Origin of the sequence: Pseudomonas eucalypticola, assembly GCF_013374995.1 — a bacterium.
Classification (GTDB): Bacteria; Pseudomonadota; Gammaproteobacteria; order Pseudomonadales; family Pseudomonadaceae; genus Aquipseudomonas; species Aquipseudomonas eucalypticola.
The window spans coordinates 1,184,622-1,200,648 of record NZ_CP056030.1; the positions used below are offsets into that span (position 1 = coordinate 1,184,622).

General features: G+C 61.3%; 15 protein-coding genes. 8 read left to right on the forward strand and 7 right to left on the reverse strand.

All coding sequences use genetic code 11. The features are described 5' to 3' along the window. Positions 1-52 precede the first annotated feature (52 nt). The 3 genes from HWQ56_RS05450 to norR all read right to left on the reverse strand — a co-directional run bounded on the left by HWQ56_RS05450 (position 53) and on the right by norR (position 3,135). Complete coding sequence (locus tag HWQ56_RS05450; protein ID WP_176569978.1) at positions 53-502, reverse strand: GNAT family N-acetyltransferase; 450 nt, start codon at positions 500-502, stop codon at positions 53-55. Positions 503-527: 25 nt separating this feature from the next. Beyond that, positions 528-1,427, reverse strand: a complete 900-nt coding sequence (locus tag HWQ56_RS05455; protein ID WP_176569979.1) for a chemotaxis protein — start codon at positions 1,425-1,427, stop codon at positions 528-530. A gap of 157 nt (positions 1,428-1,584) precedes the next feature. After that, positions 1,585-3,135 carry a nitric oxide reductase transcriptional regulator NorR gene (gene norR, locus HWQ56_RS05460; RefSeq protein ID WP_176569980.1) on the reverse strand — a complete coding sequence of 517 codons (1,551 nt, stop codon included), beginning with the start codon at positions 3,133-3,135 and terminating at the stop codon, positions 1,585-1,587. A gap of 149 nt (positions 3,136-3,284) precedes the next feature. On the opposite strand from norR, the gene hmpA reads away from it, so the two are divergent. From hmpA to alaC, 8 genes are all read left to right on the forward strand, one after another. Next, positions 3,285-4,439 carry an NO-inducible flavohemoprotein gene (gene hmpA / locus HWQ56_RS05465; RefSeq protein WP_176569981.1) on the forward strand — a complete coding sequence of 385 codons (1,155 nt, stop codon included), beginning with the start codon at positions 3,285-3,287 and terminating at the stop codon, positions 4,437-4,439. Between the two features lie 179 nt (positions 4,440-4,618). After that, a complete protein-coding gene (locus HWQ56_RS05470) occupies positions 4,619-5,125 on the forward strand; it encodes a disulfide bond formation protein B (protein ID WP_158154422.1) in 507 nt (168 codons plus the stop codon). Positions 5,126-5,703: 578 nt separating this feature from the next. Further along, entirely contained in the window at positions 5,704-6,648 is a 945-nt protein-coding gene (cyoA, locus tag HWQ56_RS05475; protein ID WP_176569982.1) for a ubiquinol oxidase subunit II, read from the forward strand. 3 nt (positions 6,649-6,651) lie between these two features. Then, positions 6,652-8,673 carry a cytochrome o ubiquinol oxidase subunit I gene (gene cyoB / locus HWQ56_RS05480; RefSeq protein ID WP_158154424.1) on the forward strand — a complete coding sequence of 674 codons (2,022 nt, stop codon included), beginning with the start codon at positions 6,652-6,654 and terminating at the stop codon, positions 8,671-8,673. Positions 8,674-8,676: 3 nt separating this feature from the next. Continuing rightward, positions 8,677-9,306, forward strand: coding sequence for a cytochrome o ubiquinol oxidase subunit III (gene cyoC / locus HWQ56_RS05485; RefSeq protein ID WP_158154425.1), 630 nt, complete (start codon positions 8,677-8,679; stop codon positions 9,304-9,306). After that, complete coding sequence (gene cyoD, locus HWQ56_RS05490) at positions 9,306-9,635, forward strand: cytochrome o ubiquinol oxidase subunit IV (RefSeq protein ID WP_158154426.1); 330 nt, start codon at positions 9,306-9,308, stop codon at positions 9,633-9,635. Before cyoC ends, cyoD begins: the two co-directional genes overlap by 1 nt. A gap of 10 nt (positions 9,636-9,645) precedes the next feature. Continuing rightward, positions 9,646-10,533: a heme o synthase gene (cyoE, locus tag HWQ56_RS05495; protein WP_158154427.1), complete on the forward strand. Its 888-nt coding sequence runs from the start codon at positions 9,646-9,648 to the stop codon at positions 10,531-10,533. Positions 10,534-10,836: 303 nt separating this feature from the next. After that, positions 10,837-12,057 carry an alanine transaminase gene (gene alaC / locus HWQ56_RS05500; RefSeq protein ID WP_158154428.1) on the forward strand — a complete coding sequence of 407 codons (1,221 nt, stop codon included), beginning with the start codon at positions 10,837-10,839 and terminating at the stop codon, positions 12,055-12,057. Here alaC and HWQ56_RS05505 read toward each other — a convergent pair. The 4 genes from HWQ56_RS05505 to HWQ56_RS05520 all read right to left on the reverse strand — a co-directional run bounded on the left by HWQ56_RS05505 (position 12,054) and on the right by HWQ56_RS05520 (position 16,023). Beyond that, positions 12,054-12,317, reverse strand: coding sequence for a hypothetical protein (locus HWQ56_RS05505; RefSeq protein WP_158154429.1), 264 nt, complete (start codon positions 12,315-12,317; stop codon positions 12,054-12,056). The genes alaC and HWQ56_RS05505 overlap by 4 nt on opposite strands. A 99-nt stretch (positions 12,318-12,416) precedes the next feature. Further along, complete coding sequence (locus HWQ56_RS05510; RefSeq protein ID WP_158154430.1) at positions 12,417-13,055, reverse strand: DJ-1/PfpI family protein; 639 nt, start codon at positions 13,053-13,055, stop codon at positions 12,417-12,419. A gap of 107 nt (positions 13,056-13,162) precedes the next feature. Then, on the reverse strand, positions 13,163-13,573 hold the full coding sequence (locus tag HWQ56_RS05515; RefSeq protein WP_158154431.1) for a DUF4087 domain-containing protein: 411 nt from the start codon (positions 13,571-13,573) through the stop codon (positions 13,163-13,165). A 242-nt stretch (positions 13,574-13,815) separates the two neighbouring features. After that, entirely contained in the window at positions 13,816-16,023 is a 2,208-nt protein-coding gene (locus tag HWQ56_RS05520; RefSeq protein ID WP_176569983.1) for a putative bifunctional diguanylate cyclase/phosphodiesterase, read from the reverse strand. Positions 16,024-16,027: the final 4 nt, after the last annotated feature.

Below are 16,027 nucleotides of genomic sequence, written 5' to 3' on the forward strand. Positions count from 1 at the left end.
CAAAGGGGTGAAGTATGCCCGAGCCAGTCGCGAAGCTTGCAGCCTGGCGTTGTTACAGAGTATATCGACGAAATTCAAACATGCCCGCCCGGGCATACAGGCGCCGGGCGTCGGTGTTGTCGGCGCGCAGGGTCAGGTCGACAAAGGCTTCGCCTCGCTGGCTATAGAGAAAGAACAACTGGGTCAGGAGCGCAGCGCCCAGGCCGTGCCGGCGCGCATGGGGTTGCACGGCCAAATGGCGGATGAAGGTGCTGGCCCAGCCCATGGCAAAACCCGCCAGGCCGCTAGCGTCGAACACACTCAGGCATAGCCGAGGGCAAACTTCCGGGTCAGCCTGAAGCTGCTCCAGCCATTGCGCGCAGTCCAGGCTGGGCTCCAGCTGCCCGGTGGCCAGCAGCAGGGCATGGGCTGCCGGCGCGCTGGCCGGGCTCCAGGGCCGCAACTCGCCGCCTTGGGGCCAGCGGGGTACCGCTTGTTCGGCCCCCAGGGCCTTGCGCAGCATCAGGCACTCCACGGGGGCGGCTCGCTCAGTCGTCCAGGCCGTTGACCACGCGGGCGGCGCGAATCAGGCACTGGGTCAGCTCGGGTGAGGAGAACTTGGTGAGTACCGCGTTGGCGCCGGCGGCGCGGGCTTTCTCGCTGTTCATCTTGCTGTCCAGGGAGGTGTGCAGCAGCACGTACAGGTCATGATAGTCAGGGGTTTCGCGCAGGGTGCGGGTCAGCGCATAGCCGTCCATTTCCGACATCTCGATATCTGACACCAGCACATTGATCTGTTCGGGCGTGCCCTGCAATTCCAGCAGCAGGTCGATGGCCTCCCGGGCGCTGCGGGCGGTGTGGCAATGCAGGCCAAGGTTGCGCAGGGTCAGCACCGATTGCTGCAGGGCCACCTGGCTGTCGTCCACCACCAGAATCTTGGCAGTGGCCAGCAACTGCGCGTCATTTTCATCCAGTTGCTCGGGCACGGCCACGATGGGCGCCGGGGTAATGCCGTGGATGACCTTCTCGATATCCAGCACCTGCACCAACTTGTCGTCTACCCGTGTGACACCTGTGATGAATGATTTCAGGCCCGCGCCGTAGGGCGGGGGGCGGATGTCGGTCGTCAGGCAGTGCACGATCTTGCTCACGGCCTGCACATGCAGGCCCTGTTTGGAGCGGCTGATGTCGGTGACAATCAGGCAGCCGCCGTTGGGGTCCAGCAAAGGTTGCTCACCAATGGCTCGGCTGAGGTCGATGACCGACAACGAATTGCCGCGCAGGGTCGCCACGCCTTTGACGTGCGGGTGCGACTCGGGCAGCCGGGTCAGGGAGGGCATCGGGATGATTTCGCTGACTTTCAGCAGGTTGATGGCCATCAGCTTGCCGCTGCGCAAGGTAAACAGCAGGAGTGAAAGTGAATCTGCGCGGGCATTCTTGGACGACATGGGGACCTTCTTTGTCATACCGGTTCTATTCATTGCCAAGTGTATCGACCCGGTGACCCCGGTCTTTAGGCTCGGTACGAAATGCATCCCAACTCGGCCATGCTGCGTCAGCCTTCGCTGGAATACATTTCAGACAGACCCTCGCGCCATTGGGCCATTACTTGAGCCCCAGCCGCTTGGCCAGGCGGTTGAGGTTGGCACGGTCCAGGCCCAGTTCTCGCGCCGCCGCTGCCCAGTTTCCAGGGTGCCGCGCCAGGCTGGCCTCGACCAGGCGCCGCTGGAACGCATCGGTGGCCTGGCGCAGGTCGGCATCGCCAGTCGCTACCGGCAGGTCGACCGATTCGTCGGCGGCTACGGGCACTTCGCGGGGACGCAGGCCCAGGTCACGGGCGCTCAGGGTGAGGATAGGCGGGCGCTTGCCCTGCTGTCCCAGGGCCTTGAGTGCAGCGCGGCCTATCAGGTGTTCCAGTTCCCGCACATTGCCCGGCCAGGGGTAGGCCAGTAGCGCCTGCTGGGCGTCACTGCTCAGGCGCAGGCTATTGAGGCCCAGGCGGGAGCGGTTCTGTTCCAGGAAAAAGCCGCTCAACAGCAAGACATCCGCACCGCGCTCGCGCAGGGGCGGTACCAGCAACGGGTAAACGCTGAGGCGATGGTAGAAGTCGGCGCGGTAACGGCCTTCGCGCACTTCTTCGGCCAGGTCGCGGTTGGTCGCGGCGATCAGGCGTACATCCACCCGGTGCTCGCGGTCAGAGCCCAGGCGTTGCAACTGGCCACTTTGCAGCACGCGCAGCAATTTGGCCTGCACCGTCAATGACAGTTCGCCCACTTCATCCAGGAACAGGGTGCCGCCATTGGCCAGTTCGAACTTGCCCCGGCGCTCGCTCGTGGCCCCAGTGAACGCGCCACGCACATGGCCAAACAGTTCGCTTTCCACGAGGGTATCGGGCAGGGCCGCGCAGTTGAGGCTGATCATCGGGTGCCCGGCACGGCTGGAGGCTTGATGAATGGCCTGGGCCACCAGCTCCTTGCCTACCCCGGTCTCGCCTGTGATCAACACGGTCAGGTCGCTGCTGCCGACCAACTGGGTCTCGGCCACCAGGCGTTTGAGGGCGGGGCTCTGGCCGATCATTTCCCGTGCCAGCGGGCCATTGGCCTGGCGGTAGAACTCGGCGCGCTGGTGTTCGTTCTCTGCGCGCAGCGCCAGGTGGTCGATGCGTTGCGCCACCGTAACGGTCGCCGCGGCCATGCTGGCGAATGCCTCCAGGGCGTCCAGGTCGAGGCTGTCGAACCGCTGCGGGTCCAGGGCGTCGAGGGTCAGCAGGCCCCAGGGCAGTTCGTCGACGAACAGTGGGCAGCCCAGGCAGTCATGTACGTGCAGGTCTTCGTGCAGGCCTTCCACCAGGCCGTCGTAGGGGTCGGGCAGGGTCGTGTCGGCATCGAAACGGGTCGGGCCGGGGTTGGCCAGCAGAATCTCGAAGCGCGGGTGTTCGCTGACCTTGAAGCGTCGGCCCAAGGTGTCGGTGCTCAGGCCATCGACGGCGAGCGGGACCAGGGCGTCCCCCTCGAGCCGCAGCAGGGCGGTGGCGTCACAGGGCAGCAGGGTGCGCAAGGCCTGTAGCAGGCGGCGGTAGCGCTCCTGTTCAGGCAGGTCGCGGGACAGGTCCGAAACCAGGGGCAGCAAGGCGGTGAGGAGGGGTTTGGCAGTCATATTGACCTCGAGTAGTCAAACTGACTATACGCGGGTTGTGGTCAATTTGACTTCTATCCACGCAACTTGTTGATTTAACAAAAGAAAATATTTGGCATGAATACTGATATAGCCGGCGTAACGTTTTTATCCTGCCAAGGAGTCATCCCATGCTCAGTGCCCATGACCGCGCCATTGTCAAAGCTACCGTTCCGCTGCTGGAAAGCGGCGGCGAAGCGCTGACCACTCACTTCTACCGCACCCTGCTGGAAGAGAACCCGGCTGTGCGCCCGCTGTTCAACCAGGCCCACCAGGCCAATGGTGACCAACCGCGCGCCTTGGCCAATGGTGTGCTGATGTACGCCCGCCATATCGACGAACTGGACCAACTGGGCGGCCTGGTGGCGCGGATCATCAATAAACACGTCGCCTTGCAAATTCAGCCCGAGCACTACCCGATTGTCGGGGCGTGCCTGCTACGCGCGATCAAGGACGTGCTGGGCAGTGAAATCGCCACCCCTGAGGTGCTGGCCGCCTGGGGCAACGCCTACCAGCAACTGGCCGATATCCTGATAGGCGCCGAGGCCGAGGTGTACCAGCACAAGGCACAGGCCCCGGGCGGTTGGCGCGGTGGTCGCGCCTTCAGGCTGGCGGCGCGGGTCGAGGAAAGCACGGAAATCGTGTCCTTCTATTTCGAGCCCGTCGACGGCCAGGCGATTCTCGACTTCGCCGCCGGGCAGTACATCGGCATCAAGGTGCTGATCGATGGCGAGGAACACCGCCGCACGTATTCCTTGTCGGCGCTGGCCAAGGACGGCCAGTACCGTATCAGCGTCAAGCGTGAAGCGGGCGGCAAGGTGTCGGGGTTTCTGCATGACCACCTGCACGTGGGCGATCAGGTCGAGCTGTTTCCCCCAGCGGGCGAGTTCGTGCTGCGCAGTGGCAGCAAGCCGCTGGTGCTGATCAGCGGCGGCGTGGGTATCACCCCGACCCTGGCCATGCTGGAGGCGGCGCTGCCGACTGGCCGGCCCATCCATTTCATCCACTGCGCGCGCAACCGCGCGGTCCATGGGTTCCGCGACTGGGTCGACAACCTGGCGGCGTGCCACCCGCAACTCAAGGCCTTCTATTGCTACGATGACGTCGACGGGGTGCTGACCCGGGACAGGCTCGCCGGCTGGATGCCGGCGGACCGCGACCTCGATGCCTATTTCCTGGGCCCCAAGGGTTTCATGAAAGCGGTGCAGGATAATCTCGTCGCCCTGGGCGTTCCGCGAGGCCAGGCGCACCACGAGTTCTTCGGCCCCGCGGCTGCCCTGGAATAAAGGCTCCGCAAGGCGCCGGGGATTGGCGGGCGTTAATGCTGGGATAATTTCCCTGTCATTAACTCCAATGTCCTGCGCAGGTTTAGGAACCTTCCTGTTTTTTCAGGGTCAGGGGGAGCGTGTAGACTGGCAGGCGAAATGACTCGGTACGCCGATCCACATATATGAAAGGACAAGCAATGAGCGAAGTGACAGTGCTGCTGAGCCGCGAAAAGCGTTTTCTGGTCTTGCTGGGCATCATCTGCCTGGCGCTGGTGGGCGGTGCGCTGTACATGCAGGTAGTGCTTCAGGAAATGCCCTGCCCGCTGTGCATCCTGCAACGCTATGCGCTGCTGTTCATTGCCTTGTTCGCCTTCATCGGCGCCGCCATGCCTGGGCGGCGCAGTCTCACGGTGTTCGAAGCCCTGGTGGTGGTGAGCGCCATCGGCGGCGCGGTGGCCGCCGGCAACCACGTCTACGTGCTCGCCAACCCATCGGTCAGCTGTGGTGTGGATGTGCTGCAACCCTTCGTCGATGGCCTGCCGCTGGCCAATGCCTGGCCCCTGGTGTTCCAGGTGGGCGGTTTCTGCACCACGGCCTATCCGCCGGTATTAGGACTGTCGCTGGCCCAGTGGGCTCTGGTAGCCTTCGTGCTGACCATCGTTCTGGTGCCGCTGGGCGTGTTGCGCAACCGTCGAAACGGCTGAAAAGGCACTCGGTTACAAATCATTATTCGTGCCTGATTTCCCGCGCCTTGGGGGCGTGACCGATAAGCACAGACCTTTTGTATGGGCTTTATCCCTAGTAAAAATAGGCTTTTAGCGGTGCGGCAGGGGGTGCGACATCGTGTCGCAAGGCCTTGAAATCAGGGATCATTGTTACATAATCAGAAACTTATTGTTGCTAAATAAGCCATAGTCAATGATTCCTGAGGTATCTACAATCCCCGCAAAATCGCTCGGCCAGGCTCCGCGAGCCGCCGGAACAGAAGGCCAACCGCCTTCTTGAACGGCCCTCAAGGCCACGTCGGGCGCGGGGTTCCAGAACCCGCCTTGTGAATGCGCACCCAAATGGATGTGGGCTGCAGACAGGCTATTGCCGACTGACCGACTTGGCCTGGCAACGGCACGATAAGAATTTACCGCACCACACAGGTCTGCCAAACAGCAGCAGCTGATCTCTAGGCATGCCCGTATCCAACTCGATAAATGCTGACGCTTGGCAGGACGAAGTGTTGGCGATCAAAACACAATTGCACTGATGCAAGCTGCTTAGAGGTCGTGAGATGAGCAAAAAGCGTTACCCCAGACTGTTTGGCATATTGCCCTTTTTCGGCATGCTTTTTCTCGGTGGTTGCAAGTGGACCCTGCTTGACCCGAAAGGGCCTATCGGTCTCGACGAGAGAAACCTGATCATTACCGCTACCCTGCTGATGCTGCTGGTGGTGGTACCTGTCATTGTCATGACCGTTGTGTTCGCGTGGAAGTATCGCGCTACCAACACCGCGGCCAAGTACACGCCGGACTGGAACCACTCCACCAAGATCGAAGCCGTGGTGTGGGGTATCCCGCTCTGCCTGCTGATCGTGCTGGGCGTGATCACCTACAAGTCGACCCACGCTCTCGACCCGTATCGCCCGATCGAGTCCGACGTCAAGCCGATCACCATCCAGGTTGTCTCGCTGGACTGGAAGTGGCTGTTCATCTACCCGGACCAGGGCATCGCCACCGTCAACAAGGTGGTCTTCCCGGCCAACACCCCGGTGAACTTCCGCATTACCTCGGATTCGGTGATGAACTCGTTCTTCATCCCGGGCCTGGGCGGCCAGATCTACTCGATGGCCGGCATGACCACCCAGTTGCACCTGCTGGCCAGCCAGCCGCATGAATTCGATGGTATCTCCGCCAACTACAGCGGCGAAGGTTTCACCGGCATGAAGTTCAAGGCACTCGCCACCACCCAGGCGGATTTCGATGCATGGGTCAGCGAAGCAAAGAATTCACCTAAACAGCTTGATTCGGCTGAGTACGCTGCCCTGGCCAAACCAAGCGAGAAAAATCCTGTCGAGCTTTATTCCTCGTACGCGCCAAACCTGTTCCAGGCCATCATCAAGAAGTATGAAGGCATGAACCCAGGTCACATCGCGCATGAAGGCAAAGAAGTCGCCGGCATGGAAGGTATGGAAGGTATGGACATGGGTTCGCATTCAGCTGCTGGGGCAGAGGAGTAAACGATGTTTGGTAAATTAACTTTGGAAGCGATCCCCTTCCATGTCCCGATAGTCATGGTGACGCTCGCCGTCATCGCACTGGGTGGACTGGCGTTGGTCGGGGCGATCACTTACTTCAAGAAATGGTCCTACCTGTGGACCGAATGGCTGACCTCGGTCGACCACAAGAAAATTGGCGTGATGTACGTCATCGTGGCCATGGTCATGCTGATCCGTGGTTTTGCCGACGCCATCATGATGCGTTCGCAGCTTGCCTTGTCCGCCAATGGCGGTGAGGGCTACCTGCCGCCTGAGCACTATGACCAGATCTTCACCGCGCACGGTGTGATCATGATCATCTTCATGGCGATGCCTTTCTTCACCGGCCTGATGAACCTGGCTCTGCCTCTGCAGATCGGCGCCCGTGACGTTGCGTTCCCGTTCCTGAACTCCCTGAGCTTCTGGCTGCTGGTATCCGGTGTGGTACTGGTGAACCTGTCGCTGGGCGTCGGCGAATTCGCACGTACCGGTTGGGTTGCCTATCCGCCGCTGTCTGAACTGGGCTACAGCCCTGGCGTGGGTGTCGACTACTACATCTGGGCGCTGCAGCTGTCGGGTATCGGTACGACCCTGACTGGTGTGAACTTCCTGGTGACCGTGCTGAAAATGCGCACCCCTGGCATGAAACTGATGGACATGCCTATCTTCACCTGGACCTGCACCTGGGCCAACGTCCTGATCGTGGCTTCGTTCCCGATCCTGGCCGCCACCATGGCGCTGCTGACCCTTGACCGTTACCTGGACTTCCACATCTTCACGAACGAATTGGGTGGTAACCCGATGATGTACGTGAACCTGTTCTGGGCATGGGGTCACCCTGAGGTATACATCCTGATCCTGCCGGCCTTCGGCGTGTTCTCGGAAGTGGTATCGACCTTCTCCGGCAAGCGTCTGTTCGGCCACGTGTCGATGATTCTGGCTTCCGGCTGCATCGCGGTACTGGGCTTCATGGTATGGCTGCACCACTTCTTCACCATGGGTTCGGGCGCCAGCGTCAACTCCTTCTTCGGGTTGGCAACGATGCTCATTGCGATCCCGACGGGTGTGAAGCTGTTCAACTGGCTGTTCACCATCTACCAGGGCCGCCTGCGCTTCACCGCGCCGGTCATGTGGACCCTGGGCTTCATGATCACCTTCTCGATCGGCGGCATGACCGGCGTACTGCTGGCCATTCCGGGTGCTGACTTCGTTCTGCACAACAGCCTGTTCGTCGTGGCTCACTTCCACAACGTGATCATCGGTGGTGCTGTATTCGGTTACATCGCAGGTTTCGGCTTCTGGTTCCCTAAAGCCTTCGGCTTCACCCTGTGCGAGAAGTGGGGCAAGCGTGCCTTCTGGTTCTGGCTGTCGGGCTTCTACGTAGCCTTCATGCCACTGTACGCGCTGGGCTTCATGGGCATGACTCGTCGTCTGAACCACACCGACAACCCGGACTGGACCCCGTACCTGTACGTGGCCATGGGCGGTGCGGTACTGATCCTGTTCGGTATCCTGTGCCAGTTCATCCAGCTGTACGTTTCCATCCGTGACCGCGAGCAGAACCGCGACGTGACCGGTGACCCATGGAACGGCCACACCCTGGAATGGCAGACTTCGTCGCCACCTCCGTTCTACAACTTCGCTACCCTGCCAGTTGTAAGCGACATCGACGCATTCACCGATGCCAAGCGCAAAGGTATCGCCTACTCGGTTCCGGCCAAGTACACCGATATCCACATGCCTAACAACACCGCCAGCGGCCTGGTCATCAGCGCCTTCCTGACCGTGTTCGGTTTCGCCATGATCTGGCATATCTTCTGGCTGGCCGCCATTGGCCTGGCCGGTGCAGTGATCTACTTCATCATCCACGCTGCGCGTGATGATCAAGGCTACATGGTCCCTGCAGCAGAAGTGGCTCGCATCGAAGGCGAACGTCAACAAATCTTGGCGAAAGCAAACGTGGCCGGTGTCTCCAAGACCCCCGTCAACGCGCTTGAACAGGCTTAAACAATGTCGAACATAGTATTGAACGCTGGAACTGCCCATGGTCACGACCATGGGCACGACGACCACGAACACCACGATGCGGGTCCGATGACCGTATTTGGTTTCTGGATCTACCTGATGACGGACTGCATTCTGTTCGCATCGATCTTCGCTACCTACGCCGTGCTGTCGGGTAACGTTGCCGGTGGTCCGTCGGGTCACGACATCTTCGAACTGCCTTATGTACTGGGCGAAACCGCTTGCCTGCTGCTCAGCTCCATCACCTACGGCTTCGCCATGCTGGCGCTGCACAAGGGTAACAAGGGCGGCGTGCTGGGTTGGTTGTTCATCACCTTCCTGTTCGGCCTGGGCTTCATCGGCATGGAAGTGAACGAGTTCCACAAGCTGATCGCCGAGGGCTTCGGCCCGTCGCGCAGCGGCTTCCTGTCGGGCTTCTTCACCCTGGTGGGTACTCACGGCGCGCACGTTACCAGCGGTCTGCTGTGGATGGCGGTGATGATGTACCAGGTCTCGAAACACGGCCTGACGCCGACCGTCAACACCCGCCTGAGCTGCCTGAGCCTGTTCTGGCACTTCCTGGATGTGGTCTGGATCTGCGTGTTCACCGTTGTCTACCTGATGGGGGTTCTGTAATGGCTAACGCTCATTCCCACGACACTGGCAGCCACGGCAGCTTCAAGTCGTACATGATCGGTTTCGTGCTGTCGATCATCCTGACCGCCATTCCGTTTGGCCTGGTGATGTACCCGACGTTCTCCAAGTCCGCGACCCTGGTCCTGGTCCTGGCGTTCGCCGTTATCCAGGTGCTGGTGCACCTGGTGTACTTCCTGCACCTGGATCGCAGCGAAGCGCAGCGTAACAACGTGATTGCCTTCGTGTTCGCCGGGCTCGTGATCGCGCTCCTGGTGGGTCTGGCGCTGTGGATCATGTTCAGCATCCATACCGTCATGATGGCGCACTGAGGAAAACTGCATGTCCGTTAAGCACTTTATCCAAATCACCAAACCGGGGATCATTTTCGGTAACGTGCTTTCTGTGGCAGGCGGCTTTTTCCTGGCCTCGCAAGGGCATGTCGATTTCGCCCTTTTCCTGGCCACGGTGATTGGCACTTCACTGGTGGTGGCGTCCGGTTGTGCATTCAACAATTGCATCGACCGCGACATCGACGTGAAGATGGAACGCACCAAGAACCGCGCACTGGTCCAGGGCCTGATCTCGTTGAAGGTCGCCCTGGCCTACGCCACCCTGCTGGGTGTGGCGGGCCTGGCCATGCTGTACAAGATGGCCAACCCGCTGGCGGCCTTGGGCGGCCTGATCGGCTTCATCATCTACGTGGGTTTCTACAGCCTGTATCTGAAGCGCAAATCGGTACACGGTACCCTGGTCGGCAGCCTCTCCGGAGCCATGCCGCCCGTCATCGGGTACGTTGCCGTCAGCGGCCACTTCGATATGGCAGCACTGACCCTGCTGGTGATGTTCAGCCTCTGGCAGATGCCGCATTCCTATGCCATCGCGATCTTCCGCTTCAACGACTACCTGGCCGCATCGATTCCGGTGCTGCCAGTCAAGCGTGGCATCGTTGTAGCCAAGAAACACATCCTGCTCTACATCCTGGCGTTCCTGCTGGCGACCCTCATGCTGACCCTCGGTGGTTATGCAGGCATGAGCTACCTGGCCGTGGCGGCAGCGATGGGCATGTACTGGCTGTACATGGCCTGGACCGGCTACAAGGCAGTTGATGACAAGGTGTGGGCACGCAAGCTGTTCGTGTTCTCCATCTTCACCATCACGGCCCTGAGTGTGATGATGTCCCTGGACTTCAAGGCGCCGACGGAGCTGTTGCTGACCTACGCTCACTGAGTGTCGGCCAGCTGACTCGATCGCTGTCCTGCTGCACTGATGAAACGCCCCGTACCGAAAGGTCCGGGGCGTTTTTGTTTGTGCATGGCCTTGAGGCAAATCCCGCTGATTTCATTTTTTCAGTGAAAAATCCTGTTTTATTGATTTTTATCAGTTAATTAGCCTGATAAAAACCAAATAAATTCACTTATCCCTGAATTGGCCTTTACAGTACAGTGGCCTCCGCATTATCGTGAAACCCAGGCCAGCACACTGGCCGCGTCGCTCGGACGGTTCCGGGCGCTTACGTTTCGAGGTTTCATCATGGCTGAACACGGTTCTTCGCCGCGCCGCTTTTCGCGTATCGATCGGCTCCCCCCTTACGTCTTCAATATCACCGCCGAGCTCAAGATGGCTGCCCGCCGCCGTGGCGAGGACATCATCGACCTGAGCATGGGTAACCCCGACGGCGCCACCCCGCCGCACATTGTCGAAAAACTGGTCAGCGTCGCCCAACGTGAGGACACTCACGGCTACTCGACTTCGCGTGGCATCCCGCGCCTGCGCCGGGCTATATCGCGCTGGTACGCTGACCGCTATCAGGTCGAGATCGACCCCGAGAACGAAGCCATCGTCACCATCGGCTCCAAGGAAGGGCTGGCGCACCTGATGCTGGCTACCCTTGACCAGGGCGATACGGTGCTGGTGCCCAACCCCAGCTACCCGATCCACATCTACGGTGCCGTGATTGCCGGCGCCCAGGTGCGCTCGGTGCCCCTGGTACCGGGCGTGGATTTCTTCGACGAGCTGGAGCGCGCCATTCGCGGTTCCATCCCCAAGCCGAAGATGATGATCCTGGGGTTCCCGTCCAATCCCACCGCCCAGTGCGTGGAACTGGACTTCTTCGAGCGCGTGGTGGCCCTGGCCAAGCAGTACGATGTGCTGGTGGTGCACGACCTGGCCTACGCCGACATCGTCTACGATGGCTGGAAAGCCCCCTCGATCATGCAGGTACCGGGGGCCAAGGACATCGCGGTGGAGTTCTTCACCCTGTCCAAGAGCTACAACATGGCCGGCTGGCGTATCGGCTTCATGGTCGGCAACCCCGAGTTGGTCAACGCCCTGGCGCGCATCAAGAGCTACCACGACTACGGTACCTTCACGCCGCTACAGGTAGCCGCCATCGCTGCCCTGGAAGGTGACCAGCAGTGCGTGCTGGACATCGCCGAGCAGTATCGCCAGCGCCGCAATGTGCTGGTCAAGGGCCTGCACGAGTTGGGCTGGATGGTCGAGAACCCCAAGGCGTCGATGTACGTCTGGGCCAAGATTCCCGAGCAATATGCCCACCTCGGCTCACTGGAATTTGCCAAGAAGCTATTGGCCGACGCCAAGGTGTGCGTGTCGCCGGGTATCGGTTTCGGCGAATACGGCGATGACCATGTGCGCTTTGCCCTGATCGAAAACCAGGACCGTATCCGCCAGGCGTTGCGTGGCATCCGTCAGATGTTTCGTGCCGACGGCTTCATCAAGGCGGCGAAGGGTTAATAGACCTGCACGACGACCTCGGCGAGACCGTCCTGGGGCTCGCCGAGGGGCTGCACCTGCAACTGCGCCACCCCGCCGGTGCCTTCACAGCCTGGCCCCTGGGCTTCGAGCCTGGGGACCGGGTCGTCGGTCGCCACCCTCAGAGGGCAGGTTGGTACCGTCACCGCACCGCTGAACGTGATCAACCCTTCGCTGGCCATCAGGGCGGGGCTTGCGAGGGCCAGCAGCAGAAGGGTGAGGCGGCGTGCAGGAAGGCGCATTGTTTCTTACCGTTACCAAATATGAGGCGCGGCATTATCCAGCTACGGTAGCGGCGGCGTAACCGGATGCTTCCGGTAAACGCCTAGGACATCTCCGAATCACTCCCTATCCTGCCACTCATACTGCATCTGTCGCGCCGTGCGCCGGGCGCTTTCGGTGCCCAGCAGGCGGCCCACGATGTGCAGGCTCATGTCGATACCGGCTGAAATGCCTGCCGAGGTGATCAGTTCCCCCAGGTCCACGTACGGCACCCCGCTGACCACGGTCAGCGCCGGATAGTCCCGCCGCAGTTGCTCGATATCATCCCAGTGGGTGGTCACCGCTTGATCGCTCAGCACCCCGGCCTTGGCCAGGATGAAAGCGCCGGTGCACACCGAGGTGACCAGCGACGTGCGGGCCGCGGTGGCTGCTACCCAGTCCAGGGTGGGTGGGTGTGCCAGCGGTTGGTCAACGACACCGCCCGGAACGATCAGTATGTCGCAGGCATTGGCGGTCACCAGGCTGGCATCGGCCTGCACCCGCAGCCCATGGCGCGCAGCTACCAGGCCGGGCGCCGCTGCCACTGTCTGCACCCTGAAGGGGGCGTGGGGCAACAGCTTGTCGCGCAACGCAACCCGGCTGGCCACGCTGAACACTTCGTAAGGGCCGGCGAAGTCGAGAATCTCGACATCCGGGTACAGCAGCAGGTTGATAGTCAGGGTGCGCTGGCGGATCAGGTCAGTCAGGGCGATGGCCATGAGGGGCTCCTTGGATGAGTGTCCTCAGCATGCCTGTTCTGCCGGTGGCGGTTGTGACAAGAACCCCACGGATCTTGCCATTTCCCTGTTTGACCCCGTCGCCGCCCTTACATCGTCAGCGCGCCAACGACATTGGTGCTTTTGATCATGGAAGGCTCGCGCAAGCTGGTGTCGGCCCGGCAGGCGGCGAGGGTGCGGGCGGTGGCCGTGGTAATGGCGTTGACGGTATGGGTGCGCTCGTCCACGTCACCCGACAGGCAGGCGCAGCCATAGCCATAGTCGCCATTGGTGCGAACCCACTGGCTGGAACGGAACACCGGTTTCTGCCCCGGGGCGGTATAACCGTCGGCGGTGGCCACCTTCCAGTTACCTTCGCGGTCGACCAGGTTGACGACCCTGGGGGCCGGGTTCTCGTACCAGCCACACAGGTGATCTTCGCCGCTGTCGGCGGCCTGGGCCAGTGGGATGAGGGCGGTAGTCAGCAGCAGGGCGCTAGCCGTGAAAAGGGAAGGGCGCATAAGACCTCCGTGTCTTGTGAAATGAGAATGGGATTGGCTACTCTAAAACCACACTATTAGTAACATTATATTGACGGTTTTGAGTGTCAAAAATGTAGCGTCAAGGTTACTTTTGATGGCCCTGTGCTAAAAATGACGATAGGGTCACAAAATGGATGATGGCGTTTTGAAAGCGTCCACTGCGTCCGGCGGCATCGGAAAAGCAAGCAGGCGCTTAGATCATGAGCCTGAAGTCGCTGCGCTCAAGGCTTCGGCCAGAGCGGTGACGCATTCCAGCGGGCGATCCAGGCAGGCAGCGCGTCACCGGGCATAGGTTCGGCAATGCCGAAGCCTTGGGCCAGGTCGCAGCCCAGTTGCAGCAGGCGGGAGGCCTGCGCGGCGCTGTCCACGCCTTCGGCGATGATTTCGCGGCGGAACGCAATGGCCAGGCCGAGAATCGCCTGCAGGATGGAGATGTCCTCGGGTGCATGGAGCATGCCCTGGATGAACGTCTGGTCGATCTTCAACTGGGCCACCGGCAAGCGCTTGAGGTAGCTCAGCGATGAATACCCGGTGCCGAAGTCATCCAGTGCAAAGCGCACGCCCATGGCCGCGCAGGCGCGGATGGTATGGGACACCCCCTCGATGTCCTCCAGGGCGCTGGTTTCCAGGATTTCGATCATCAGCATCTGTGGGTCCAGGTCCGGGTGGGCGCCCAGGCGCTCCACCAGGTTGGCGACGAAGTCCGGGTGCTGCAGTTGCCGGGCACCGACGTTGATGCTGACCGGTACCCTGACGCCCGCCTGTTGCCAGGTGTGCACCTGGCTCAGGGCGCTGTCCAGCACCCAGTCGCCGATGATTTCCGACAATGCGTTGCCTTCGATCAGGGGCAGGAAGCTTTCCGGCATCAGCAGGCCTTTTTCCGGGTGCAACCAGCGCACCAGGGCTTCGGCGCCCACCACTTCACCGGTGCGCAGATTCACCTTGGGCTGGTAGTACAAGCGCAGTTCGTGCTCGCGTATGGCCCGGTCGATACGGTCCAGTCGTGCGTTGTGGCCACGCAGGTCGAGGTCGTGCTGGGCATCGAACACATGGTAGCGGTTCTTGCCGGCCAGCTTGGCCTGGTACATGGCCTGGTCAGCCTGGCGCAAGAGCTGGTCAGCGCTGACGTCGCCTTCCTGAGGGTAGTAGCTGACGCCGATGCTGGCAGACAGTTGCAGGTCCAGGGCACCAATGTGCAGCGGCTCGCTGGCTGCCGATAACAGCCTTTCCAGCATCGGCGCACTGTCGCACACCTGGTCCAGGTCGACGATCAGCGCCACGAATTCATCGCCGCCCAGACGCGCCAGGGTGCAAGCGTCGCGCAGGGTATGTTTCATGCGCCGGGCCACGGTGGTCAGCACCTTGTCCCCCGTTTCATGACCGTGCAGGTCATTGATGGCCTTGAACCCGTCCAGGTCAAGGTACGCCAGGGCCACTTTGCAGCCCGTGCCGAGGGCCCGGCTCATGGCCTGCTGCAGGCGGGAAGCCAGCAGCACGCGGTTGGGCAGGTGGGTGAGGGGGTCGTAGTGGGCGATGTACTCCAGCTGGCGCTGGTGTTCGTGCAGGTCGGTGACGTCGGTGAACAGTGATATGTAATTCTGGATATGCCCGCGTACGTCGAGGATGGCGGTGATGGTCTGTCGGGTGGCGAAGGTTTCGCCGTTGCGTCGCCGGTTCCACAGGTCGCCCTGCCAGTAGTGCTCCTCGCGCAGGCCGCGCCACAGGTCCATGTAAAGCGAGCGTTCGGTCAGCCCCGACGCCAGGAACCGGGGGTTCATGCCCAGCGCTTCTTCCCGGGTATAGCCGGTGATGGTGCTGAAGGCGTCGTTGACCTCAATGATGGTGCCACCGGCATCGGTGATCATAATGCCCTCGCGGGCGTGGGTGAACACGCTGGCGGCCAGGCTGAGGCGGCTTTCGATCTGCCGCCGGGCGGTCAGGTCGGTAAGGCTGACGCGCACGCTGGCCGGTTGGCTACCGTAGCGCACGCAATTGAGCCGAGCGGGCCAATGGCTGCCATCGGCGCGGGTCAGGGCCAGCTCACATTCCTCAGCCTGGCCGCTGCGGCAGACTCTGACAAACACCTGATGCCAGCGGTCGCGCTCTGGCATTGCCACGCGGCTGGCAAAGCGCCGTTGCAACAAATGGCCGCGCTGGCAGCCCAGCAGTTGCTCGCCCGTCTGGTTGACCGCCTCGATCACGCCATCGACATTGAGCGTGAGGTAGCCCACCGGGGCGTGTTCGTACAGGTCAAGGTACAGGTCACGAGACGCTTCCAGCGCGTTATGAGCGTGGCGCAGCTCTTCGTTCTGCATTTGCAGTTCGAGCTGGTGCAACTGCAGTTCCTGCAGCAGGTGGGTGTCTTCACCCCTGACGCCGACCCGCTCCATTTTCAAGGAAATACTGTGCGCGGATGTCGGCTTTTTCATCGTG